Origin of the sequence: Micromonospora ureilytica (assembly GCF_015751765.1) — a bacterium.
Lineage (GTDB): Bacteria > Actinomycetota > Actinomycetes > Mycobacteriales > Micromonosporaceae > Micromonospora > Micromonospora ureilytica.
This window is the reverse complement of sequence record NZ_JADOTX010000001.1, coordinates 5,571,645-5,595,847: the sequence shown is the minus strand read 5'-3', so window position 1 is coordinate 5,595,847 and position 24,203 is coordinate 5,571,645. Positions and strand designations below refer to the sequence as shown.

18 protein-coding genes and 1 pseudogene are annotated in these 24,203 nt (G+C 71.5%); 11 read left to right on the top strand and 8 right to left on the bottom strand.

The window, feature by feature from the left end:
* Positions 1 to 11: 11 nt before the first annotated feature.
* Positions 12 to 1,256 (top strand): metallophosphoesterase, encoded by a 1,245-nt coding sequence (locus IW248_RS25535; protein WP_124819772.1) that lies wholly within the window; start codon positions 12 to 14, stop codon positions 1,254 to 1,256.
* A gap of 61 nt (positions 1,257 to 1,317) precedes the next feature.
* Positions 1,318 to 4,497, top strand: coding sequence for a UvrD-helicase domain-containing protein (locus tag IW248_RS25530; RefSeq protein ID WP_196928982.1), 3,180 nt, complete (start codon positions 1,318 to 1,320; stop codon positions 4,495 to 4,497).
* 123 nt (positions 4,498 to 4,620) lie between these two features.
* Here IW248_RS25530 and IW248_RS25525 read toward each other — a convergent pair whose 3' ends face one another.
* On the bottom strand, positions 4,621 to 5,298 hold the full coding sequence (locus IW248_RS25525) for an A24 family peptidase (protein ID WP_307788228.1): 678 nt from the start codon (positions 5,296 to 5,298) through the stop codon (positions 4,621 to 4,623).
* The gene (locus tag IW248_RS25520; protein WP_196928981.1) at positions 5,285 to 6,289 is read right to left on the bottom strand and encodes an EamA family transporter; all 1,005 of its coding nucleotides are present in this window, start codon (positions 6,287 to 6,289) and stop codon (positions 5,285 to 5,287) included. Before IW248_RS25520 ends, IW248_RS25525 begins: the two co-directional genes overlap by 14 nt.
* Before the next feature lie 375 nt (positions 6,290 to 6,664).
* Here IW248_RS25520 and IW248_RS33250 point away from each other — a divergent pair.
* From IW248_RS33250 to IW248_RS25505, 3 genes and pseudogenes are all read left to right on the top strand, one after another.
* Positions 6,665 to 7,150, top strand: a pseudogene (locus IW248_RS33250) (LppU/SCO3897 family protein); the annotation flags it as partial.
* A gap of 455 nt (positions 7,151 to 7,605) precedes the next feature.
* Complete coding sequence (locus IW248_RS33780) at positions 7,606 to 8,055, top strand: LppU/SCO3897 family protein (protein ID WP_196930359.1); 450 nt, start codon at positions 7,606 to 7,608, stop codon at positions 8,053 to 8,055.
* Positions 8,056 to 8,204: 149 nt separating this feature from the next.
* Positions 8,205 to 9,446, top strand: coding sequence for an ATP-binding protein (locus tag IW248_RS25505; RefSeq protein ID WP_196928979.1), 1,242 nt, complete (start codon positions 8,205 to 8,207; stop codon positions 9,444 to 9,446).
* Positions 9,447 to 9,470: 24 nt separating this feature from the next.
* Here IW248_RS25505 and IW248_RS25500 read toward each other — a convergent pair whose 3' ends face one another.
* Positions 9,471 to 10,019: a GNAT family N-acetyltransferase gene (locus tag IW248_RS25500; protein WP_307788227.1), complete on the bottom strand. Its 549-nt coding sequence runs from the start codon at positions 10,017 to 10,019 to the stop codon at positions 9,471 to 9,473.
* Positions 10,020 to 10,152: 133 nt separating this feature from the next.
* Here IW248_RS25500 and IW248_RS25495 point away from each other — a divergent pair, with 133 nt between their 5' ends.
* Both IW248_RS25495 and IW248_RS25490 read left to right on the top strand, forming a co-directional pair.
* The gene (locus tag IW248_RS25495) at positions 10,153 to 10,698 is read left to right on the top strand and encodes a DoxX family protein (RefSeq protein ID WP_124816647.1); all 546 of its coding nucleotides are present in this window, start codon (positions 10,153 to 10,155) and stop codon (positions 10,696 to 10,698) included.
* 215 nt (positions 10,699 to 10,913) lie between these two features.
* On the top strand, positions 10,914 to 12,380 hold the full coding sequence (locus IW248_RS25490; RefSeq protein WP_124816645.1) for a glycosyltransferase 87 family protein: 1,467 nt from the start codon (positions 10,914 to 10,916) through the stop codon (positions 12,378 to 12,380).
* A 4-nt stretch (positions 12,381 to 12,384) separates the two neighbouring features.
* Here IW248_RS25490 and IW248_RS25485 read toward each other — a convergent pair whose 3' ends face one another.
* From IW248_RS25485 to IW248_RS25465, 5 genes are all read right to left on the bottom strand, one after another.
* Positions 12,385 to 12,813 (bottom strand): molybdenum cofactor biosynthesis protein MoaE, encoded by a 429-nt coding sequence (locus tag IW248_RS25485; RefSeq protein ID WP_196928977.1) that lies wholly within the window; start codon positions 12,811 to 12,813, stop codon positions 12,385 to 12,387.
* A complete protein-coding gene (locus IW248_RS25480) occupies positions 12,810 to 14,066 on the bottom strand; it encodes a molybdopterin molybdotransferase MoeA (protein ID WP_196928976.1) in 1,257 nt (418 codons plus the stop codon). Before IW248_RS25480 ends, IW248_RS25485 begins: the two co-directional genes overlap by 4 nt.
* A gap of 100 nt (positions 14,067 to 14,166) precedes the next feature.
* On the bottom strand, positions 14,167 to 14,637 hold the full coding sequence (locus IW248_RS25475) for a MogA/MoaB family molybdenum cofactor biosynthesis protein (RefSeq protein ID WP_124816639.1): 471 nt from the start codon (positions 14,635 to 14,637) through the stop codon (positions 14,167 to 14,169).
* Complete coding sequence (moaC, locus tag IW248_RS25470) at positions 14,634 to 15,125, bottom strand: cyclic pyranopterin monophosphate synthase MoaC (RefSeq protein WP_099856846.1); 492 nt, start codon at positions 15,123 to 15,125, stop codon at positions 14,634 to 14,636. The genes IW248_RS25475 and moaC overlap by 4 nt, the downstream gene beginning before the upstream one ends.
* Before the next feature lie 264 nt (positions 15,126 to 15,389).
* Positions 15,390 to 18,236 carry an AfsR/SARP family transcriptional regulator gene (locus IW248_RS25465; protein WP_307788226.1) on the bottom strand — a complete coding sequence of 949 codons (2,847 nt, stop codon included), beginning with the start codon at positions 18,234 to 18,236 and terminating at the stop codon, positions 15,390 to 15,392.
* 950 nt (positions 18,237 to 19,186) lie between these two features.
* Here IW248_RS25465 and IW248_RS25460 point away from each other — a divergent pair.
* From IW248_RS25460 to IW248_RS25445, 4 genes are read left to right on the top strand one after another with little or no spacing between them, the layout of a single operon-like run.
* Complete coding sequence (locus IW248_RS25460) at positions 19,187 to 21,712, top strand: putative bifunctional diguanylate cyclase/phosphodiesterase (protein ID WP_196928974.1); 2,526 nt, start codon at positions 19,187 to 19,189, stop codon at positions 21,710 to 21,712.
* A 50-nt stretch (positions 21,713 to 21,762) separates the two neighbouring features.
* Positions 21,763 to 23,112 carry a glycosyltransferase 87 family protein gene (locus IW248_RS25455; RefSeq protein WP_196928973.1) on the top strand — a complete coding sequence of 450 codons (1,350 nt, stop codon included), beginning with the start codon at positions 21,763 to 21,765 and terminating at the stop codon, positions 23,110 to 23,112.
* A gap of 41 nt (positions 23,113 to 23,153) precedes the next feature.
* Positions 23,154 to 23,786 carry a phosphoribosyltransferase gene (locus tag IW248_RS25450; RefSeq protein ID WP_196928972.1) on the top strand — a complete coding sequence of 211 codons (633 nt, stop codon included), beginning with the start codon at positions 23,154 to 23,156 and terminating at the stop codon, positions 23,784 to 23,786.
* Positions 23,787 to 23,808: 22 nt separating this feature from the next.
* Positions 23,809 to 24,192 (top strand): TFIIB-type zinc ribbon-containing protein, encoded by a 384-nt coding sequence (locus IW248_RS25445; RefSeq protein ID WP_196928971.1) that lies wholly within the window; start codon positions 23,809 to 23,811, stop codon positions 24,190 to 24,192.
* Positions 24,193 to 24,203 lie beyond the last annotated feature (11 nt).

Genomic DNA, 24,203 nt, shown 5'->3' with positions numbered 1-24,203 from the left:
GAGGCGCACACATGATGGCGGTTGTGGGGTTCGTGGCTGTCCTGGCGCTGGTCACCGGTCTCATCCACCTCTACCTGTGGAAGCGACTCGTTCGGGACACCACCACGCCGGGCCGCTGGCGACGGGTCGGCGGGATCGCCGCCCTGGTGCTGGCCCTACTCGTGCCGGTCACCCTCGCCGGGACGCAGGCCGGGCTCTACTGGCTCGCCTGGCCGGGCTACCTGTGGCTCGCGCTGATGTTCTACCTGCTTGTCGTACTGGTCGTGCTGGAAGTCCCGATGCTTGTCACCCGGCTGGTGCTGCGCCGCCGGGTGGTTGCCGCGGAACCGACCACCGCGGCGCCCGAGCCGGTGCTGGTCGGCGCCGCCGGGCCGACCGAGCCGCCGGCCGCCGGCGCCGTCGCGGCACCGGACCACGACCCGTCCCGCCGGTTGCTGCTGGCCCGTGGGGCGGCCATCTTCGCCGGCCTCACCGCCACCGGCGTCACGGGGTACGGCATCCGCACGGCGCTCGGCCCGCCCCACCTCGACCGGGTACGGATCCCGCTGGCCAAACTCCCCCGCAGCATGGACGGTCTGCGCATCGCCACCGTCTCCGACATCCACCTCGGCCCGCTACGCGGCCGGGCACACACCGAGCGAATCGTGGCCGCGATCAACCGGCTCGACGCGGACATCGTCGCGGTCGTCGGTGACCTGGTCGACGGCTCCGTCGCCGAACTCGGCTCGGCCGCCGCGCCGCTGCGCGACCTGCGCTCCCGCTACGGCAGCTTCTTCGTCACCGGCAACCACGAGTACTACTCCGGCGTGGAGGAGTGGGTCCAGGAGGTCGACCGACTCGGTCTGCGGGTGCTGCAGAACCGGCGGCAGGAGATCCAGGCCCGGGGCGGTGTGCTCGACCTGGCTGGTGTGAACGACCTCACCGGGGCGGGCACCGGCCTCGCCGCCGGCCCGGACTTCGCCGCTGCCCTCGGTGACCGCGACCCGAGCCGTCCCGTGGTCCTGCTCGCGCACCAGCCGTTGGCGGCCAAGGAGGCGGCCCGGTACGGCGTCGACCTGCAACTGTCGGGGCACACCCACGGCGGGCAGATGGTGCCGTTCAATCTGGCCGTCAAGCTGGAGCAGCCGGTGGTCAGCGGGCTCGGCGAGGTCGACGGCACCAAGGTCTACGTGACAAACGGCGCCGGTTTCTGGGGGCCGCCGGTCCGGGTCGGCGCGGAGCCGCAGATCAGTCTGGTCGAGCTGCGCTCGGCATAGCGGACGTCACGTCCGCGCGTGGCGGCGGCTGGCCGGCGCGGCGGGCGTGACAGGATGCGGCGTGCCCCCGTTCAGCGCCGTACCCCCCGGTGGCCTACCGCCATTCGTCGCGGACCTGCACATCCACTCGAAGTACTCGCGCGCGTGCAGCCGTGACCTCACCCTGCCGAACCTCGCGTGGTGGGCCCGGCGTAAGGGCATCGGCCTGCTCGGCACCGGCGACTTCACCCACCCCGCCTGGTACGACCACCTGCGGGAGACGCTGCGTCCGGCCGAGCCGGGGCTGTACCGGCTCGACCCGGAGGCGGAGCGGGACATCGCCCGTAGGCTGCCACCTCGACTCGCCGGCACGGCGGAGGCGGACCCGGTCCGGTTCATGCTGAGCGTGGAAATCTCCACCATCTACAAGCGGGACGACCGGACCCGCAAGGTGCACCACCTGATCTACCTGCCGGACCTGGACGCGGTGGCCCGGTTCAACACCACGCTCGGCCGGATCGGCAACCTCGGCTCCGACGGCCGGCCGATCCTCGGACTGGACTCCCGCGACCTGCTGGAGATCACCCTGGAGGCCAGCCCGGACGGCTACCTGGTGCCGGCGCACATCTGGACGCCCTGGTTCTCCGCGCTGGGCTCGAAGTCCGGCTTCGACGCGATCGCGGACTGCTACGCCGACCTGGCCGAGCACATCTTCGCCGTGGAGACCGGCCTCTCCTCCGACCCCGCGATGAACTGGCGGGTCGGCAGCCTGGACGGCTACCAGTTGGTGTCCAACTCGGACGCGCACTCACCCCCGGCCCTCGGCCGGGAGGCGACAGTGCTCACCGTCGAACGGGACTACTTCTCCGTTCGGGAGGCGCTGCGTACCGGTGCCGGCCTGGCCGGCACCATCGAGTTCTTCCCGGAGGAGGGCAAGTACCACGCGGACGGGCACCGGTTGTGTGGGGTCAACTGGTCTCCGGAGCGCACCCGGGCCGCCGACGGTCGCTGCCCCGAGTGCGGCAAACCCCTCACCGTGGGTGTCCTCAGCCGGGTCGAGGAGCTGGCCGACCGCCCCGACGGGCACCGGCCGGCGCACGCCCGGGACGTCACCCACCTGGTGCCGCTGGCCGAGATCCTCGGCGAGATCAACAAGGTGGGCGCCCGGTCGAAGAAGGTCGAGGGACGGTTCAACGAGTTGCTGGCCGCACTCGGCCCCGAGCTGGAGATCCTGACCACCACACCGTTGACCGAGATCGCCCAGGCCGGTGGTGAGCTGCTCGCCGAGGGCATCGGGCGGTTGCGGCGCGGCGACGTCCGCCGAGTGCCCGGCTACGACGGCGAGTACGGCGTGATCACGCTCTTCGACAGGGCCGAGCTGGGCGCGCAGGAGACGCTCTTCGACGTACCCGTGCCGGCGCAGCGACGGCCCACCGAGCCGGCTCCCCGGGTCGCGGCCAAGCGCCCGGCGGCGGCAAAGTCGGAGCCGAAGCGGAAGCCGGTTCCGACGCCCGCACCGCCGATCGCGTCGCCGCCGTCTCCGCACGAGCCGTTCGAGCCGATGCTCTCCGGCATGGAAGAAGTCGGCACCGGCCTGCTGGACCGACTGGACGCCATGCAGCGGGTGGCGGCCTCCGCACCCGGCGGCCCGCTGCTTATCGTTGCCGGTCCGGGCACCGGCAAGACCAGGACGCTCACCCACCGGATCGCGTACCTCTGCGCGGAGCTGAACGTCTTCCCCGAGCACTGCCTCGCTATCACGTTCACCCGCCGGGCCGCCGAGGAGCTGCGACACCGCCTCGACGGCCTGCTCGGCCCGGTAGCCGAGGACGTCACAGTGGGTACGTTCCACGCGCTGGGCATGACCATCCTGCGGGAGAACGCCGACACGGCGGGCCTTCCGGCCGACTTCCGGATCGCCGACGACGCCGAGCGGGCGGCAGCCCGCACCGAGGCCGGCGACGACAGCGCCGCCTACACGTCGCTGCTGCGCAAACAGGACCTGGTCGACCTGGACGAGCTGGTGACCCTGCCGGTGGAGCTGCTGCGGGCCGACCGGAAGTTGGTCGAGCGGTACCGGGACCGCTGGCGGTGGATCTTCGTCGACGAGTACCAGGACGTCGACGAGGTGCAGTACGAACTGCTGCGGCTACTCAGCCCCGCCGACGGCAACCTCTGCGCGATCGGCGACCCGGACCAGGCGATCTACTCGTTCAGGGGTGCCGACGTCGGTTACTTCCTGCGCTTCTCCGAGGACTTCACCGACGCCCGACTGGTCCGGCTCAACCGCAACTACCGCTCGTCGGCCCCGATCCTGGCCGCCGCCGTGCAGGCCATCGCACCGTCCTCGCTGGTCCGGGGCCGACGACTGGATCCGGCGCGGCTCGACCCGGAGGCCCCGCTGGTCGGACGCCATCCGGCGGGGTCCGTCGCCGAGGAGGCCGACTTCGTGGTGCGTACCGTCGACGACCTGGTCGGCGGGCTCTCGCACCGCTCACTGGACTCCGGGCGCATCGACGGCCGGTCCACCTCGCTGTCGTTCTCCGACATCGCCGTGCTGTACCGCACCGACGCGCAGGCCGCCCCGATCGTGGACGCCCTGACCCGGGCCAACATCCCCGTACAGAAGCGTTCCCACGACCGGCTGCGGGATCGGCCCGGGGTGGCGGCCATCGCCCGCGAGCTACGACACGCCGACGGCCTGGCCGGCTCGCTGGCCGCCCGGGTGCGGCTGGCCGGTCAGGTGGTCGCGGAGCGGTTCGCCGTGCCCACCCTGGACGGCGCGGGCAGCGCGGTCCGTCCCGAGGACGTCCGCTCGGCTGTGGACCTGCTGACCCCGTTGGCCCGACGCTGCGGCGACGACCTGGAGACCTTCCTGTCGCAGTTGGCCACCGGCGCGGAGGTGGACGCGCTCGACCCGCGTGCCGAGGCGGTCACCCTGCTCACCCTGCACGCCGCGAAGGGCCTGGAGTTCCCGGTGGTCTTCCTGGTCGGCGTCGAGGACGGGCTGCTGCCGCTGCGCTGGCCGGGCTCAACGCCCGACGAGGATGCCATCGCCGAGGAGCGCCGGCTCTTCTTCGTCGGCCTGACCCGGGCCCAGGACCGGCTGTACGTGAGTCACGCCGCCCGCCGCCTCCGCCACGGCACCGAGCGCGACTGCGCCCCCTCGCCGTTCCTCGGCGCCATCGACCCCGGCCTCTTCGAACGCTTCGGCGAAGCCGAACCCCGCCGCCCCAAGGACCGCCAACTCCGCCTGATCTAACCCCCGCGCCCGCGCCGGCCCCGCCCCGCCGATCTTGCACTTTCGGTCGTCGTTTTGCGTGGGATGAACCTTATGCCGGCGCAGAAACTGCAAGATCGACGGTGCCGGGGCGGGGTGGGTGCGTTAGGTGAGGAGGACAGCTAGCCAGGCGCCGGTCAGCAGGGCCGGGCCGAGGGGTAGCAGGGTGTTCCGGTGCACCTTTCGGGCGGCGAGCAGGCCGAGCACCAGGCCGCCGTGCAGCACGTGCGGCAGGAGCAGCCCCGCCAGCAGGGCGTCCCTCCCCAACCAGCCGAGCGGCAGGCCGAGGACGGCGGCGAGTTTCACGTCCCCGAAACCCAGCCGGGAGCCAGGCAGCAGGGCCAGCAGCACGTGCGCCGCGCCCGCGACCGCCGCACCTCCCAGCGTGCCGAGCAGCCGGCCGGGAGTGCCGGACAGCAGCGCCGCAGCGGTCAGACCCCCGAGGGCCAGCAGCCCGGCGACGAGGACCAGCGGGTCGGGCAGCCGCAGGCAGGCCAGGTCGACCCGCGCCAGCACCAGACCGACCGCCGTGACCGCGAGGAAGACCGGCAGCGCCGGGTTGTGACCCACGGCGACGGCAAGGCCGACAAAGACGCTGGCCGCCACCATCGGGTCGACCCAGGACCACCGGACCCGCTGCGACCCCGGAAACGCCCATGACCGGGCGTACGCCGTGGCGAAGCGCCGCGACACCGGGGGTACGCCGAGGCCGACCAGCGCACCGAGCAGAGCGATCGACACCAGCGCGGCGGCCGACATGGGCCGGACCTTACTGGCGGTCACGCACCGGTGTGTCCCCCGATCGTGATCCCGTGCCCGCCCGACGCGGCCGTTCGGTGGTCACCACCAGGGCGACCCCGGCGACGATGACGGCACCGCCGAGCAGCACCTGCGGGGTGATCGGCTCGGCCACCAGCAGCGCGCCGAGCGCCACCGCGACCGCCGGGTTCACGTAGGCGTACGTCGACACCAGCGAGATCGGCGCCTTCTGCAGCAGCCAGACGTACGCGGTGAAGGCCACCAGTGAGCCGGCCACCATGAGGTAGCCCAGCGCCAACCAGGACCGGGTGCTGACCGACGCGGGGTGGAAGTCGGCCAGTTCGCCCCGAGCGGCGGCGACGACGGCCAGCACCAGCGCGCCGGCCAGCATCTCGTACACCGTGGCCACGAAGGGGTCGGCGGGCATCCGGATCCGTCCGGACAGGAACGACCCGACCGACCAGGAGGCGGCCGCCGCCACCACGGTCAACGCCCCGAGCAGCGGCACCGCGGCCGAACCACCGCCCGGCAGCACCAGCAGGACGAGGCCGACGAAGCCCAGTGTGACGCCGGCGAACGTCCAGATCGGCGGCCGATCCCCGGTGGCCGAGCGCAACAGCACCACCAGCAGCGGCACGGTGGCCACCAGCAGCGCGGCGATCCCGGACGGCACCGCCACGCCCGGCGGCCCCGACTCGGCGAGCACCACCAGGCCGTTGCCACCGGCGAGCAGGAGCACCCCGACCAACGCGGCTGAGCCGAGTTGCCGCCGGTCCACCCGCAGCGCGCCGGGGCCTCGGCGTAGTCGCAGCACCACCGCCAGGATCAGGCCGGCCACGGCGAACCGGAGGGTGGCCGACAGCAGCGGAGGCAGCGTCTCCACGGCGATCCGGATGGCCAGGTAGGTCGACCCCCAGAGCAGGTAGACCACGATCAACGCGGTCCAGATCAGAGTCGGCGTGGCGCTGGCGCGACCACCGGCGAGGGCCGTGGCGCTCGGTGAAGGTGAGCTCATCAGTGGACCACGCTACGGTGACCTCGGAGTCCGCGTCGCGCTTTGGTGGCCGGCCTCTCACCACTCGTGCAGGAGGGCGGCATGACGAACTACGGACAACCGGGGGGCGGCCACCCGGGGTCGTGGCGTGGCCAGAGACCCGATGAGACGCCGGGTCGCCCGGTGCAGCAGCCCTACCCGCCCGCGCCGGAGACCTACCCGCCGGCGGTCCCGTCGTACCCGCCCGCACCGCAGGGGCACCCAGGGCCGTACGGCGGCCCACCCACCCCGCCCTACGGTGCGGCGCCCGGCGCGCCCTACGGTGGCGGCGCGGGAACGCCCTACGGCGGCTCGTACCAGCCGAGCCCGGCGGGCCCGGCTTACGGCGGGCAGCCGTACCGGCCCGACGAGCCGTACGGCGAGGATCCGGCGCCGGGTCGGCGGGGTCGGGGGCCGCTGATCGCGGTACTGGCGGTCGTACTGCTGGTGGTGGCCGTCGCCGGCGCGTTCTGGTTCCGCCGTGGGCAGAGCGACCCGACGCCGGCAGCCGCGCCGAGCAGCTCGGCCGTTGCCGGTGAGCCCAGCGCGGACGCTGTCGAGCCCGCGCCGAGCGCCGCCGCGCCGGAGTCGTCGGCCGATCCGCGGTTCGCGAAGGTCGGCCAGTGCGTCCGCAACGACGGCACGGCCGGCGGCAAGCCGAAGCTGCTGATCAGCGGCTGTACCGCCAAGTCGTACGAGGTGTTGAGCCGCATCGACGGCCCGACCAGCGGCGAGCGGGACGCCGAGGCCAAGTGCGGCAAGGTCGAGGGTTACACCAACTGGTATTTCTTCGACAGTGAGCTGGACACTCTCGACTTCGTCCTCTGCCTCAAGCAGCGCTGAGACCACCCACCCCCGGGGATGACATGACGACCTACGGACCTGCGGGTTCCGATCAGCCGGACGACCCGTACCAGCGCCCGCCCAGCGGGCCGGACAGCTCACCACCTGAAGACCCGACAGTGCCCCAGTGGAGCGCCCCGCCACCCGCCGAGGACCCGACCCGGCAGCAGTGGGGTCCGCCGCAGCCCGACGGGGAGCCACCGACGGCACCCCTGTGGGGGCCGCCGCCCACCAACCCGGAGCCGCCGACCACGCCGATGTGGGCGCCGCCGTCGCCCACCTCGGGCCCGGGCTACCCACCGCCCGGCCCGTTTCCGCCGGCCGGGCCGATGCCGGGCCAGCCTGCCGGGCCGATGCCGGGCCAGCCTGCCGGGCCGATGCCGGGCCAGCCTGCCGGGCCGATGCCGGGCCAGCCGCCCGCGCCGTGGGGTCAGCAGGCTCCCGGCGGCTACGGGATGCCACCCGTTGCGCCGGTGAAGAAGACCGGCCGCAACGTCGCTCTCATCATCACGGTGGTGGTGCTGCTCGTCCTCTGTCCGTGCCTCGGCCTGGCCGGTTGGGCGGTCTGGAAGGTCGCCGACGCTGGTAAGGATGCCGCGCGTCCCCCGGCGACGAGTGCCCCGGTCGTCCCACCCGCTCTGCCCAGCGATGCCCCGCCGTCGGCCGTGCCGACCCCGGACGAGGAGTTCGCGAGGGGTGACTGCGTGGTGAACGACGGCAGTGAGGACAACGCGGAACTCCGCAAGGTGCCGTGCGGCCCGAACACCTATCAGGTGCTGCTGCGGATTCCGGCGACCACCGACGGCGACCGGTGCGAGACGCTCGCGCCGCAGGCGACCGCGAACTACGTGCACGACAACTCGGTGGACCTGTTCGACTACGTGCTCTGCCTGAAGAAGCGGTAGCCCCGAGCGGAAGCACCGATTGCCAAAACTAGGGCTGTCTAGCGTCCACGCTAGACAGCCCTAGTTTGTGGTCGACGATTTCGACACGCCGGTAGCCCCATCTATCCATGTCTAGCCTCGCAGCTAGATGGCCCGATAATCTGCGATGCGTGGATCCGGTCCGCAACCCGTACGCGCCGGGCGCCGGCCAGCGTCCGCCCGAACTTGCCGGGCGGGGGCGGGAGCTGGACGTCTTCGACATCGTGCTCGAGCGCATCGCGCGGGGTCGACCCGAGCGCAGCCTGATGCTCACCGGGCTGCGGGGCGTCGGCAAGACGGTTCTGCTCAACACCCTCCGGTCGCAGGCGATCAACCGGCTCTGGGGCAGCGGCAAGATCGAGGCTCGACCGGACCAGTCGTTGCGTAGACCGGTCGCCGCCGCGCTGCACATGGCGGTCCGGGAGCTCGCCCCCCGCCACCGCGCACCGGACCGGATCGACGCGTTCCTCGGCGTCCTCAAGGCGTTCGCCCAGCGCTCCACGCCGACCGGCCGGGCCGGCGCCGCCACGAAGCTGCGCGACCGGTGGCAGCCCGGCATCGACGTGCCGGCCGCCAGCGGTCGGGCCGACTCCGGCGACATCGAGATCGACCTGGTCGAGCTGTTCAGTGACGCCGCCGCCGTGGCCAGCGACGTCGGCACCGGCATCGCCATCTTCATCGACGAGATGCAGGACCTCGGCCCGGAGGACGTGTCTGCGCTCTGCGCCGCCTGCCACGAGCTGTCCCAGCTCGGCGCGCCGCTGATCGTCGTCGGCGCCGGCCTCCCGCACCTGCCAGCCGTGCTCAGCGCCGCCAAGTCGTACTCCGAACGGTTGTTCCGCTACCAACGCATCGACCGGCTCGACCGGATCGCCGCCGACCGGGCGCTCTGCGCGCCCGCCGAGCGCGAGGAGGTCGAGTACGAGCAGAAGGCCCTCGACCTGCTCTATGAGAAGTCCGGTGGCTATCCCTACTTCGTCCAGGCGTACGGCAAGGCGACCTGGGACCACGCGCCGCGCTCGCCGATCACGGCCGCCGACGTGCGGGTCGCCGCGCCCGAGGCGGAGGCCGAGCTGGCGGTCGGGTTCTTCGGTTCCCGGTTCGAACGGGCCACTCCCGCCGAACGCGAGTACATGCGAGCGATGGCCACGATGTCCGCGGTAGAGGGCGAGCCCGGCGCGTTGGTCCGCGACGACATGGACGCCGCGGTGCCCACCGCGGAGATCGCCCGTGCACTCGGCCGCAAGCCGGCCAGCCTGTCCCCGGCCCGGGACGCGCTGATCAAGAAGGGCTTGATCTACTCCGGGGAGCGGGGCACTGTCGCCTTCACGGTCCCGCACTTCGGCCGGTACCTGCGGACACAGCCGGCCTGACCGCCACCCGGCGCGTCGACCCGGTCAGACCTTCGACCAGGGCGCCGGAAAGAGCACCTCACCGCGAGGCGGAGGGCCCTCCTCGCTGGTGGACGGAGGCAGCACCAGCGCCTGCCACGGCTCACCGAGGCCGGCCCAGGGGCCGGTCAGGCCCAGCTCGTTCGCCGGGCCGAACCCGAACCGGCGGTAGAAGGCCGGTGCACCGAGGACGACGACGAGCCGCTCGCCCAGCTCGGTGGAGGCGTCCAGGGCGGCCTGCACGACCGCCGTGCCGTGCCCGACACGCTGCCGGTGCGGCGCGACCGCCACCGGGCCGAGCGCCAGGACGGGCACGTCCGAGCCTCGCTCCGGCCGCAGACGCACCCGGGTGAGCAGCGCGTAACCGACCACCTCGCCGCCGTACTCGGCGACCATGGCCAACTCCGGCAACCAGGCCGTGGTGTCGCGCAGCTCGTCGACCAGGCTGACCTCCGGCGGCGTCGCCACGTCCGGGCGGGCGAAGGCGGCGGCCAGCACGCGGCGAACCGAGCCGGCGTCGGCCGGGTCCTCGGGGCGTAGCCGCAGCGTGGTCACCCGCGCGACGTTACCCGCCAGCGCCCGTCCATCCGTGACGGTCGCTTGATTCGGCGTGGCGTACGTGTACGAACACCAATCCGATCCTGCGGTTGCCGGGGTAGCAAACGTCGCGACGGGGTATGACTGATCCATGACGCCCGTACGTTCCCTCGCCCGCGCCATGCTGAGCGGCATCTTCGTGGTCAGCGGGTATCGCAACTTCCGCGACCCCGGCCGGCTCGCGGTGGCCGCCCAACCGGTGACCGACAAGGTCGCACCGATGCTGAAGAAGGCACACCCGAGCTTCCCTACCGAGACCGAGACGTTGATCCGGCTCAACGCTGCCGTGCAGGTCAGCGCCGGTCTGATGCTGGCCTCCGGTCGGTTCAGCCGACCGGCGGCGCTGGTCCTCGCCGGCACGCTGGTGCCGGTGACCATCGCTGGGCATCCCTTCTGGAACAACGACGACCCGACCGCCAAGAACAACAACCAGATCCACGCCCTGAAGAACCTCGGGCTCCTCGGCGGTCTGCTGCTCGCCGCGGCGGACACCGGCGGCAAGCCTGGTTTGCGGTGGCGGACGGGTCATCGCATCGGCCACTCTCGACGTTCCATGCAGCGCGCCGTCCGAACCGCCCGACGTGAGGCCCGAATCGCCGTCCGCTCCGCGTCCACCGCACGTCGTCTCCCCGGCTGACCTGCGTCGATCCGTCTCTGCCTCACCCCCACCCCCCGCTAAGGCCACGAATCACCTGAACCACCCGGTAGGCGTTAACGCGGTGGAAATGTCAAAAACATGTGTGGGATCGGACACGGTCGCATAACGCGGGAGGCACAGACGTGAGGCGCCGTTCTAGGCTCCGTGCAGGACCTGGACGGGTAGGACGACCTTGGTACGGGGGTGGCCACGCCATGCCGACGGCTGTCGGTAGACGGGCGGACCGCCTCGCCCCAATCCAACGTGTGTCACGCGGGATCGACCGCGTGACACGCGGGATCGATCGCAGGAACGTCGTACGGGGCGCCATCGTGGCCGCCGTCGCCTATGCCGCATGGCTCGCCATCGGCACCTTCGGGCGGCCGTACAACTTCTTCGACATGAAGATCTACCACGGTGCCGTGGTGTGGTGGGCGAGCGGTCACGAGCTCTACGAGTTCATCGCGCCCGGAACCACACTCGGGTTCACCTACCCACCCTTCGCCGGGCTGGTCATGCTGCCGATGGCGCAACTACCGATCGGCGCGGCCGGCTTGGTCAACGCCGCCGCCAGCATCGCCGCGTTGGCGCTGGTCCTGGCCGGGTTGCTCCGACCCATCGTGGACCGGCTGGGGTGGCCACTGTGGTTCACGGTGGCCGTGGCGGTGCCGCTCGCGGTCGCCATCGAGCCAGGTCGGGAGACGCTCGGCTACGGCCAGGTCAACATCCTGCTGTTCGCCCTGATCATGGCTGACCTGATCGGCCTTCGCTGGCGGTCCCGCCGAGGCACCCACTACGCCGCCACCGACGGCCCGCTGCTGCGCTTCATCTATGGCGGGGCGTGGGCCGGGGCCGGTATCGGCCTCGCCACCGCGGTCAAGCTCACCCCGGCGCTGTTCATCGCCTACCTGCTGATCACCCGTCAGTGGCGGGTGGCGGCCACCGCCATCGGCACCACGATCGGCGTGACGGTGGGAACCTTCGCGATCGTCGGTGACGAGTCGCGGACCTACTTCGGCAGCGTGCTGTGGCAGACCGAACGCGTCGGCGCGGCGGACATGACGCCCAACCAGTCCCTCGCCGGTCTGCTCGCCCGGCTGTACGACTCGATCGAGACCCCGGGGCTGCTGTGGCTCGCCTTCTCGGTGCTGGTCCTGGCGCTGGGCCTGTCCCGGGCGGCCAGTTCCCGCGCCGACGGTGACGAGCTGACCGCCTTCACGCTTGTCGGCCTCACCGCGAACGTGATCAGCCCGATCTCCTGGACGCACCACCTGGTCTGGGTGATCCCGGCGATCATCGTGCTGGCCGACGCCGCGGTGCGTCGCCGCGAGGCGAGCCGGGGGATGCCGCAGCGCACCGGCCAGGGGCCCGTCTTCGGCGGTTTACCCGGGGTCAACGGGCTCCGCCCACCGATCTGGTACCCGACGCTGACCGGGCTCCGCCACGGCGTCGCCGCGATCGGGCTCTACCTGCTTTTCCTGATCTCGCCCATCTGGCCGTACGAACACCAACTGCCGGAGATGTCGCACTACCAGGACGGGCTGTTCGGAGCACTTATGGAGAACTCGCTCGCGCTCGCGCTGATCGTGCTGGTCGCCGCGCTGCCCTGGCGTCCGGGTGCGGAGCCGGCGTTCTACGGCGACCGGCTCGCCAGGGCCGTGGTGGTCAACGGCCACCGCTGAGCGCTCAGGGGCAGTTGACCCATTCCTCGGTGCCGTCGGCGAAGACCTGCCGCTTCCAGATCGGCAGTCGCGCCTTGACCTCGTCCACCAGCCGGGCGCAGGCCGCGAAGGCCGCCGCCCGGTGCGCGGTGCTCACCGCGGCGACCAGCGCCACGTCACCGATCGCCAGGGGGCCGACCCGGTGCGAGACCGCCACCGCGTAGACATCGGGCTCCGCGGCGATCTCGGCGGCCACCTCGCGCAGCACCTGTGCGGCGCTCGGGTGCCCCTCGTACTCCAGGCTCGTGACCTGGCGGCCGTGGTCGTGGTCGCGGACCACGCCCTGGAACGACACCACGGCGCCGGCCCGGCGGTCGGCGACCGCTGCCTCGTGCGTCGCGAGGTCGAGCGGCTGGTCGGTGACCTCGCCGAAGGTGATCGTTGGTGCGGTCACGACGCACGCTCCCCGGGAAACAACGGCAGTGGCACGATCGGCACCCGGTCGCCCGGCTCGCCGCTGGTGCCAGGTCGGATGACCGCGAACCCGTCCGCGCCGGCCAGGCCGCGCAGCATCGCCGAGCCGACGTGGCGGACCGGCGACGCGACACCGGCGGCCCGGTCCAGTCGGACCAACGCCAGGTGGGTGTGGTCACCGCGACCGGGCACCGCCTCGGCCAACGTGACCTGCGGCAGCACCGGCATCGACCGGCCCTGGAGGCCGGCGAGCAGCGGGGCGACCAACGACACCAGCGCGACGATGGCGGACTGCGGGTTGCCCGGCAGCCCGGCCACGAACCGGGCTCGCCCGTCGGGGCCGGTCAGCCGGGCCAGCAGCATCGGGAAGCCAGGGCGGACCGCCACCGTGTTGACCACGTAGTCGGCGCCGAGCGCCTCCAGGGTCGGATGCAGGTGGTCGACCGGGCCGTTCATCGTGCCGCCGGTGGTGCAGACCAGATCGGCGTTGGCCAGCGCCGCGCGCAGGGCCGCCACGTGCGCGGGCAGCGTGTCGGCCACCGGGCCGACCACGTCGGATGGGCGGACCTGGCAGCCGTACCGCCGCAGCCACGCCGGCACCGCGGGGCCCAACGCGTCGCGGACGCGACCGGCCGCTGGTGGGCCCGCCGTCAGCAGCTCGTCGCCGAAGACCAGCAGCGCGGCACGCGGCGCCCGCCGGACCCGCAGAGTGTCGTGCCCGCAGGCGGCCGCCAGGCCGATCACCGCCGGGTCGACAGGCGTGCCGGCCGGCAACAACTGCTCATCGGCGTACGCCTCCTCGCCGGGTTTCCGCCACTCGGGCGTCTCCCGGGGAACGCCGCTGACCAGGCCGTCAGCACTCGTCGACTCTTCCACGCGCAGCACGGCGGTGGCGCCCTCGGGCACCATCGCACCGGTTGCGATCTCGACGGTCGTGTCGTCCTCGGTGAGCGGCGCGGGGGTGCTGCCGGCCAGGACCCGGCCGACGACGCGCCACGGCCCACGACCGCGCACCGCCCAGCCATCCACGCTGGAGGTCGGGAACGCCGGCAGGTCGGTGCGGGTGGTCAACGGCTCGGCCAGGGTCGACCCGTCGGTGCCGACAAGCGGGCGTGCGACGGCGGGTAGCGCGGCGGCCAAACCGACCGCGTAGACCCGCGAACGCGCTTCTTCCCACCCGGCTGGCGGCGGTGCGGCGACCCGATCCGCGGTGGGTGCGGTTTCCGTGCTCACCGACCGAGCCTATCGGCACGGACCGACACCCGCCGCGGCCTGGCGTGCACCCGCTCAGTGGTCCCACCGCGAAGCGGTCAATGGTCCCGCCGCGAAGCGGTCAGTGGTCCCCGCCGCGAAGCTGGTCGACGGTGTGCCCGAGGATCGGCCCGAGGACGGCCAGGCCGTCCCGCGCGCCACCGGTCGAGCCCGGCAGGTTGACCACCAGCATCCGGCCGGCGACCCCGGCCAGACCCCGGGACAGCACCGACGTCGGCACCCGGTCACGACTGTGCGCGCGGATCGCCTCGGCGATGCCGGGAATCTCGTAATCCAGCAGGCCCCGGGTCACGTCCGGTGTCCGATCCGACGGGGTCACTCCGGTGCCCCCGCTGGTCAGCACCACGTCGACACCGTCGGCGCGGGCGGCCCGCAGGGCATCGGAGACCGGCTCGCCGTCGGGCACCACCACCGGGTCGTCGACCTGGCAGCCCAACTCGCGCAGACCGGCGACGAGCAGCGGCCCACTGGTGTCGGCGTAGACACCGGCCGCGGCCCGATTGGAAGCGACGATCACCCGAGCCCGGATCACGGCCGGTCCTCCGGACGGACCCACTCGCCGGTCTTGCCGCCCTCTTTGCGCAGCACCCGGACCGCCTCCACCGAGGCCGCCGGGTCGACCGCCTTGACCATGTCGATCAGGGCGAGACCGGCGACAGCGACAGCCGTCAGGGCCTCCATCTCCACCCCTGTCCGGTCCGCCGTGCGGGCGGTGGCCGTGATCTCCACGGTGTCGGCGGTCAGCCGCAGGTCGACCGTGACGCCGTGCAGGGCGATCGGGTGGCAGAGCGGGATCAGATCCGGAGTGCGCTTGGCCCCCATGATCCCGGCCAACCGCCCGACGGCCAACGCGTCGCCCTTGGGCAGCCCGTCGCGATGCAGCAGGTCGATGACCTCGGGTGTGGTCCGCAGACGGCCGGCCGCGACGGCCAACCGACCCGTCACCGCCTTGGCGGAGACGTCGACCATGCGGGCCGCGCCGGCGCGGTCGACGTGGCTGAGCTGCGCGGGTTCGGTCACGGTCGTGAGCCTATCGGTGCGGTACGACGGCGATCGGAAGGAGCGGCGTCACGCTGACGACCGCGCCGGGTGCTGACGGCGCAACGCCCCCGCCGCCGCTCCTCCCTCACCGACCCGCCGCCGAGATCGCTGGGGGGTGACCTGGCAGCGGGCGCGTGTCGACGACCCGGTTCTGCTCACTGGCAGAACCTCCCCCGTTCGCCGATACGGCCGGTAAGTTACCGGGCCTGCCGATAAGAAATCGATAAGCGACGTTCTGGCTGGTCAGCGTTCCGCGACCAGGGTTGCGTCACTCAACTCGGCGAGGCGGCGTTCGGCCTCGAAGCGCTCCGGCACGCCCATCCGCCGGAAGATCGCCAACGCCCGCTCCCAGTGCCGTCGGGCCTCGACCGGGTCGGCGCGGACGAAGTGTTCGGCAAGCCCGGCCAGCGCTCGACCCTGCTCGTGTGGATGCGCGATCCGAGTGGCCAACCGCAACGCCTCCCGGTGCACCTCGAACGCCTCGCCACCTCGCCCCTGCGCCAGCAGGGTGCGCCCGAGTTCGTTAAGCGCGGCCGCCTCGACGTGTCGCTCCCCCGAACCGATCGACAGCTTCCGAGCCAACTCATGCTCCTGCTGGGCCTCCACCAGACGACCCAGACCGCGATAGGCGATCCCGAGGTCGTTGCGCACCTCGGCCTCGGCGTACCGGTGGCCGGTGCGATCGCGCAGCGCCAAGGAGGCCAGGAGAATGCGGATCGCCTGCGGAAGGTCGCCCATTCGGAGCCGTACGGCGCCGATGTGGCTGAGCGCGTTGAGGGTGTGGAACTCATCGGAGTTCGTTCGGGCCCACGCCAGGTGCAGGCGGTGCATCCGCAATGCCTCCTCGTAACGGCCCAGGGCTGAGAGCGCCAGACCGAGATTCGGCAGCAGGATGGACCCGCCGACATTCCCGTACACCTTGTAATCGCGCAGACACGCGAAGCCGAGCTTCACCGACTCCGACAGGTGACCGCTCCACCAGTAGACAGCGGCGAGGTTCGCGCGGTACCGGGCAGGGTTCAGCGCGTCCCGCGAGTTGCGGGAGAGCTCGACCGAGCGGGTCAGGTGATCGAGCGCCCCCTGCTTGTTCCCGGTGCGGACGTAGGCGGATGCCAGGTAGTTGTTCATCAGCGCGAGCGCGTCGATGTCCCCGGCGACCTCCGCCGCCTCCAGCCCATGACGATGGGTCAGGATGATGTCCTCGAAGTAACCGCGGATGTAGCAGAACCGCCAGAGAGCGCGGGCCAGTTGCCAGCAGTGCTGGTGGAACCCCGACTCGCGTGCCGACAACACCATCGTCACCAGGTCCGTCCGTTCGGCCTCCAACCAGTCGGCGGTCGGCTCCCCGACGGCCTCGACGAGTTCGAGCTGTCCGGTCGGAATGTGCGTCACCTGGGATCTGATGACGCCCGGCTCCAGCAGGTCGGCGACCTTCAGGACGACCTCCAGCGTGAAGTCGAACAGCCGAGCCAGTCCACCTCGGCGGTCGTTCGAGGAGTCGGTACGCGAACACAGTTCGATGGAGTACTGCCGCATGAGGTCGTGCAGTCGATATCGCGTCGAGTCCAAGTCCTCGACCAGGTTCCGGTCGACGAGGTCGTCGAGCGCCGCGCGTGCTTCCGCGATCGTCAGACCGGTCAGTGCGGCGACTGCCGGCGCGCCGAAGCGGCTGCCGGGGTAGAGGCCCAGGAATCGGAAGACACGCTTGGTCGAAGGTGGAAGCGGTTCATAGGAGGCAGCGAAGGCCCCGGTGACAGTGCTCTCCTCTTGAGCGAGATGGTGCAGCACCGGAGCATCGCCGGCCATCTGCTCGACGAGGTCCGCCAACCGCCAGCCGCGCCGATGCGCCAGCCTGGCACCGGCCAACCGAATCGCCAGTGGGAGATACCCGCACCGGCGCACCACCTCGGCGGCGGCATCCGGCTCGGCCTCGACCCGGTTCCGACCGACGCTCAGTCGGAGCAGATCCACGCTCTCCTGCGGGCTCATCACCGGCAGGGTCCGCGACGGTCCGGCATCCGGGTGGGACAGCCGTCGTCGCGAGGTCACCAACACAACGGTGGTCGGCTCGGCCGGCAGCAGGGGCATGATCTGCTCGCTGCTCGCGGCGTTGTCGAGGATCACCACTGACCTGCGGCGGGCCAACTCCTGTCGCCACAACTCCACCCTGTCGTCGAACTCCACCGGAACCCGGTCGGCCGGTATCCCAAGCTGTCGAAGCAGGGTGAACAGAGCACCAGCCGGCTCGATCCGGTTCTTGTCACCGTGCCCGCACAGATCGATGAACAACGCGGCGTCCGGGTATCGGTCGGACAGCCGACGGGCGAGGTGCACGGCGAGGGCCGTCTTCCCGCTGCCCGCCATGCCGTCGATGATGTGCACTGCCGGCACCCGCTCCTCGACCCGTCGGGTCTCCGCCAGCAGCCGCAACACCACGTCCGCTCGGCCGACGAAGTCGGTGACAGCTCGGGGAAGGTGATCCACTGGGCTGATCTGAGCGGCAGGCTCCGGTGCCGCGCTGACCGCCACGCCCGCTAGCAGGCGCGCCCGGTCAGGTCCGCCAACCCGTACGGCTGCACGCGCCGAACCGGGGCGCGACATCGCCGTGACGATGGAGCGGCGCAACTCCTCGAGATTGCACCCGGGGCCGACACCCAACTCCGTGGTCAGCGTTGTTCGAATCTCGTCGTACACCGCCAGCGCCTCCGCGTTGTCCCCGCGCTCGTGCAGGGCACGCATGAGCAGGACGTAGGCCGGCTCGCGCAGAGGATGGCGGGCCACCACCTCCCGCAACAGCGCAATTGCCAGGTCGTCCCGGCCCGATCTCAGTTGGACGTCGGCGAGAAGTTCCGCGGTCAACAGCCGTTCCTCCTCGGCCGCGATAGTTCGGGAGGTGAGGACGGGCCCGAGCGGTACGCCGGCGAGCATCGGTCCCCGCCACCGAGCCAGGGCGCGCCCCAGCAGCTCGCGGGCGCGGTCCAGGTGACCAGCCGTCAGTGCTTCCCGCCCCGCGCTGCGTTCCAGCTCGAAGCGAAAGACGTCGACCTGTTCCGGGTCGACCACAAGCCGATAGCCGTTGCGTTGACGCACCACGGCGCCGCGGCCGGCCGGGAAAGCCTCGAAAGTCCGGCGCAAATTGGCGGCATAGGTGCGCACATTAGCTACGGCCGATCGCGGTGGGCAATCGGCCCATAACTCATCGACAAGGTCGTCCACGGTGACCAGTCGCCCGGGCTGAACGGTGAGCATCGCGAAGATTGTCTGCTGTTTGGGCGTGCCAAGGCGCAGCGTGCGGGTAGACAGTTGCACCGAAAGGCCGCCCAGAACCTGAATCTCCACCCGCCCCCACTCCAGCCATGCCAGGTATTCAGTCGATCACGCAATGGAGTCTACGACCCTCGAATCGGTGACTTTGGGCTCACAGAACGAAGCGGACAACCCCGGGCACCCTCAGGAATGCCAGGAGCTGCGCGATTGACAATCGACGACCGCACCGTGTCACCAGCAAGTTGCATCACTGTCTGCAGTGACGCGAATATCCACCGCCACCGCCTGCGGCCCGAGGCGAGGGCCGGCACCATTCCCTAGCGCGCCGGACACCCCGACCACGTCAACTCTGCCCATGCTGGCCTTACGCTTGTCCAAACTCCGGATGAGGCAACTCCTGAAGGGGCACCAGACTGAGGAACAACGGAACCCGTAGCCGCGCCACGCATCTTCCACAGTTGCAAGGTGCCACCGAATCCGAAGTCGGCAAGCTGACCGCACTGCGTTCAGCAGCGATGGACAGAACGTAATAAACAGGCTTCAACTTGGCTAATGTTGCGCATACCGACATTTATTTCTTCTAAGCAGTCGATCCTTCTCTTAAGCTGCCTTTCGGATGAAGAGCTCCCCTTGGGGTTGGTCTTCGAAATGGCACAGCAGAGAAGGGGGTACGACGATGCGCGGCAGCGAGTGGAACTGAAAGTTGACGGGGGACGTGCACGACCCCGAGCGATAGGCTACGAGGACGGCGGAGGCGGCCCTTCGGGAGTGGTATGACCCTTCCTCAGCGACGAGAGATTGAGACCGAGCGACAGCTACGGCTGCTCGTCGGTCTCGTCGTCGTTGTAGCGGCCGTCATCACGGCCGCCTCACTACCGGTCGCGGCGCGCACCGCGACGACCGCCACTCTGAGCGATGCCGCGATCCTTGTCGTGCTCACCGTCGCGATCGCCCTGGGCACCCTGGTCAAGGCGAGAGTGCGGATCCGGTCCACCACCCATTCGATCAGCTGGACCGAGGCAGCGATCATCGTCGGCCTCGCCATCGTTCCGGTCCACTCGGTAGTGCTCTGCACTGCGGTAGGCATCACGTTCGCCTCGCTCCGCCTGCCGCCGATCAAGCTGGCATTCAGCGTGGGAAAGAACGTCATCGTGGCCTGGGGTGCCGGCCTCACGTTGGCGACGACAGCCTGGACCTGGCCACCCGGGAGCACAGCCACCCTGATCGTGTCGGTGGGTCTCTCCTACCTGGTTGCGGCACTGCTGGACGATCTACTAGCCATCCCAGTCATCGCGCTGGCTTCCAGGACCAAGATTTCGAAGCAGTTCCGGACCAACCTCGACCTTCGACTCGCCGGGTTCGCCGTGCGGTTCGTCGTGGTGGTCTGCACGCTGCTGATCCTCGACGCGAACCTCAAGCTCCTGTTGACCGTCCCGCCACTCGTGTTCAGCCTGCACCTGACCTACTCCACGAGAATCCGTTCCCGCACCGAGCAGCAGGCGTGGCAGCGGCTCGCCCGCACCACCGACGCGCTCAACGTGGTCGACCTGGACAACGTCCTCACCACCGCCGTCACCCAGGCCGCCGAGTTGTTCTCCGCCGACGAGGTCGAGATCGAGCTGCGTGACGGCGGCCGCACCGTACGCGGCGGCACCGGCGGCATCACCTTCGACGGCCTGACCGGCACGCCCACCGACGTGGACGGCACTGTCGTCCCCGCACCGCTGGAGGGACATGACCGGACCGTCGACGTCGGCATGCTTCGACTGCGCTTCCGCGGCCCGGTGCAGCTTTCCGAGCGGGAGCAGTACACCCTGCGCACTTTCGCCTCCGCGCTCTGCACGGCCGTCCGCAACGCCCAGGCGTACGCCGAACTGGCCCGGGTCGCCGACGAGCACGCGTACGCGGCCTCGCACGACGCGCTGACCGGCCTGGCCAACCGCCGGCACCTCCTCGACGAGGGCACCGAGCAGTTGAGCACCCGCCACGCCGACGGCGTGACCGCGCTGGTGCTGATCGACCTCAACCACTTCAAGGAGGTCAACGACACCCTCGGGCATGCCGCCGGCGACCAGGTCCTGGTGCAGGTGGCCGACCGGTTGCGGGGTGCGGCCCAGGCCACTGACCTGGTGGCCCGCCTCGGCGGCGACGAGTTCGCCGTACTCCTGCGGGGTCTGCCGGCCCCGGCGGTCGCCGCGCACCGGGCCGAGACGCTGCTCGCCACCCTGCACGAGCCGTTCGAGTTGGACGGCATGCGCATCAGCGTCGAGGCCAGCGGCGGGATCTCCGGCGCCCCGTCCAACGGCGGCATGGCCGAGCTGCTGCGCCGCGCCGACGTGGCCATGTACCAGGCGAAACGGGCCGGGCAACGGATCTCCACGTACGCACCGACCCGCGACACCGCGGACCTTGGTCGCCTCACGCTCGGCGGTGACCTGCCGCGCGCGGTCGCCGACCACGAGTTCGTCGTCAACTTCCAACCGATCGTCGACCTGGGCACCGGTGAGGTGACCAGCGCCGAGGCGCTGGCCCGCTGGCACCACCCCACCCACGGCCTGATCGACCCCCTGCGGTTCCTGGAGGCGGTGGAACGGTCGGGCCTGCTACCGGCCTTCGCCGAAGCGATCCTCGACCAGGCGCTGATCGCGGCGGTGAGTTGGCGCGACGCCGGCTTCGACATACCGGTCGCGGTCAACGTGTCCCCGCGCAGCCTGCTCGACGCGCGGTTCCCGGGCTCGGTGCTCGCCCGCCTCCGCGCCCACGACCTACCGCCGGACCGGCTGGTCCTGGAGTTGACCGAGACGTTGACCCTCAGCCAACTCGACGTGGTCGACCGGGTGCTCAGCCGACTACGAGACGAGGGCGTCCGGTTGGCGTTGGACGACTTCGGCACCGGCTACTCCTCCCTCTCGCTGCTCTCCCGGATCCCGGTACACGAGCTGAAGATCGACCGGAGCTTCGTGACGACGATGGGAAGTTCGGCCGAGGCCGCCGCCGTCATCCGCTCCACCCTCGACCTGGGTCGCAGCCTCGACCTGGACGTGGTGGCCGAGGGCGTGGAGAGCGAGCCGCAGCGGCGGGCCCTCTGGGAGTTGGGCTGCGTCGCCGGCCAGGGACATCTGTTCGCCCGACCGATGCCGTCCGGCACCCTGCTCGCGGCCATGCAGCGCGGCTCGGGCGGCCGACCCGGCGCCCTCGCCGCGCCGCTGCACGACGCCGGCGCGGTAATCCGGTTGAACCAGAACCGCCGCCAGGCCGGCCGCTCCCGGCCCGACCGCCTCCCACACCTGCCCGCCTGAGCAGGCATCAGCCCGCCGCACAGACAGCCCGGTCTGCCAGACTGTCGCGCGTGATCGTCGACCACCCGACCGCCCAACGCCGTCGCTGGCACTGGTGGACGCTCGACAACGCCGCCGGCGGACTCGCCCTCGACCTGGGCCTCTACGCCGTCTCGGCCACGTTCGCCGCGATCACCGCGGTCACGTCGACCCTCCTGCCGCACCGCGCCTGGGGCGCGGTCGCCGCCGTCGGCTACCTGCTCGCAACGCTGACGGTGATCGCCCAACTCCTGCTGCGTCGACGCTCTCCGACCTCCCGGCTGACCGGTCTGCCAGCCCGCTGGGCGGTCACCGGTCTCACCTGGGCGACTACCACGCTGCTGCCTCTGGCCTGGCAGAGCATCGACCGGGCCAGCGGACGCACCGACCGGGCCCAGGAAGAGGTGCTGGTCGTCGAGCACGCCGGCAGCCGCCTCCTGGAACACGGCACGCCCTACCTCGGACCCGACGCCATCGCCGCCCTACCACCCGGCGAGCAACTGATGGGCTACACCCCGTACCAGCCCGGCATGGCGATGTTCGGCCTGCCCAGAGCACTGCTCGACACCTGGTGGACCGACTCCCGGGTCTGGTTCGCGGTGGGCACCGCGCTGGCGCTCGCCCTGGCCGTGGCCGCCCTCCGCGGAACACCGATCACCGCCGGCCAGGCCACCCCCGCCGCCACCCAGCGGCGGGACGCCGCCCTGCTGCGCGGCGTGCAGGCCGCCACCGTACTGCCCATCTGTGCCCTCACCCTGGCCACCGGCGGCGACGACCTACCCGTACTCGCGCTCTGCCTGCTGGCCCTCACGTTCGCCGCCGCCGACCGACCCGGCCGGGCCGGCCTCGCGGTCGGGCTCGCCGGCGCGCTGAAGCTGTTCGCCTGGCCGGTCGCCCTGGTCCTCATCGCCTGGGGCCTGACCCGGCGCGCCGGCGCCCGAGTCGCCGCCGGCGCCATCGGTCTGCCCATCGCCGCACTACTGCCGGCGCTGCTTGTCGACCGCGACGCCCTCACCGAGAACGTGCTGCGCTTCCCCCTCGGCCACGGGCTGGTCACCAGCCCCGCGCAGTCCCCGTTCCCCGGCTACCTGATCGCCAGCGCGCTACCCGCCGGCCGGCTGATCGCCGCCGCGCTGCTGGTCGCCGCCGGAGTGGCCATCGCCGTCCGGCTCGCCCGCCGCCCGCCCCGCACCGCCGTCGCCACCGCGCTCATCTGCGGGTACGGGCTAGTCGCCGCCATCGCCCTGATGCCCACGACCCGCTTCGGCTACCTGCTGTACCCGCTGGCCCTGCTGACCTGGGCACCCGCGCTGCACCACCCGGTCGACACGCCGGCCGCCCCGGTTCCCGACGAACGGTCCGGTCGGACCACTTCGGCGTAACTGCCGGGCGGAACGGCGCGTCAGGGCGTAGACCTGAAGGCATGACCACGTACCGCGACCGGGCCGACGCGGGCCGGGTGCTCTCCGGACGGCTCACCGCGCTCATCGGCGAACCGGACGTCGTCGTCCTCGGCCTCGTCCGTGGCGGCGTGCCGGTCGCCCGGATCGTCGCCGAACGGCTCGGCGCGCCACTGGACGTGCTGGTCGTCCGCAAGCTCGGAATGCCGTGGGCCCGGGAGGTCGCCTTCGGCGCACTCGGGCCGGGCGGTGTCCAGGTGCTCAACGACGTGGTGGCCAGCCGGCTCAGCAGCGACGACATCGCCGAGGTCCGCCAACGGGAGCAGGTCGAGCTGGAACGCCGGGAACGGCTCTACCGGGGCGGTCGCGCACAGGTGGACCTCACCGGGCGGACCGCGGTGATCGTCGACGACGGCCTCGCCACCGGCGCAACCGCCCGCGTCGCCGTCGAGGTCGTCCGCCAACTCGGGGCACACCGGGTCGTGGTCGCGGTCCCGGTCGGCGCACAGGAGGCGTACGAGCTGCTGAGCGCCGAAGCCGACCAGGTCATCTGTGCCCAACGCCCGGCGGACTTCGGCGCCGTCAGCGTCTACTACGACGACTTCCACGAAGTGTCCGACGAAGAAGTCACCGCGGCGCTCACAGCAACTGCATAGAAACACCGGGTACCGTCGGGCGATGAGTAGCCTCACCTGTCCCAAGTGTCACGGAGAAATGCGCCAGTACGAGCGCAGCGGCGTCGTCATCGACCAGTGCGGGGAGTGCCGAGGCATCTTCCTGGACCGCGGCGAGTTGGAGAAGCTGTTCGAGGCGGAGGCCAACTGGAGCCGCCAACAGAGCGGCGGCGCGCCGGGGCAGCCCGCGCAGCAGCCGGCCGGCTACCCGCCTCCGCCGCCCCCGGCGCACCAGCCCGGTTACGGCGCCGTCCCGCCGCCGCCCCCGCCCGCCCACGGCTACCCGCCGCAGCCGGCCTACGGCCACCAGCAGCAGCAACACCAGGGCTACCACGGCCACTACCGGCAGAAGAAGCGCAAGGGCTTCCTCGACGACATGTTCGGCTGAGCCCAGGCCGA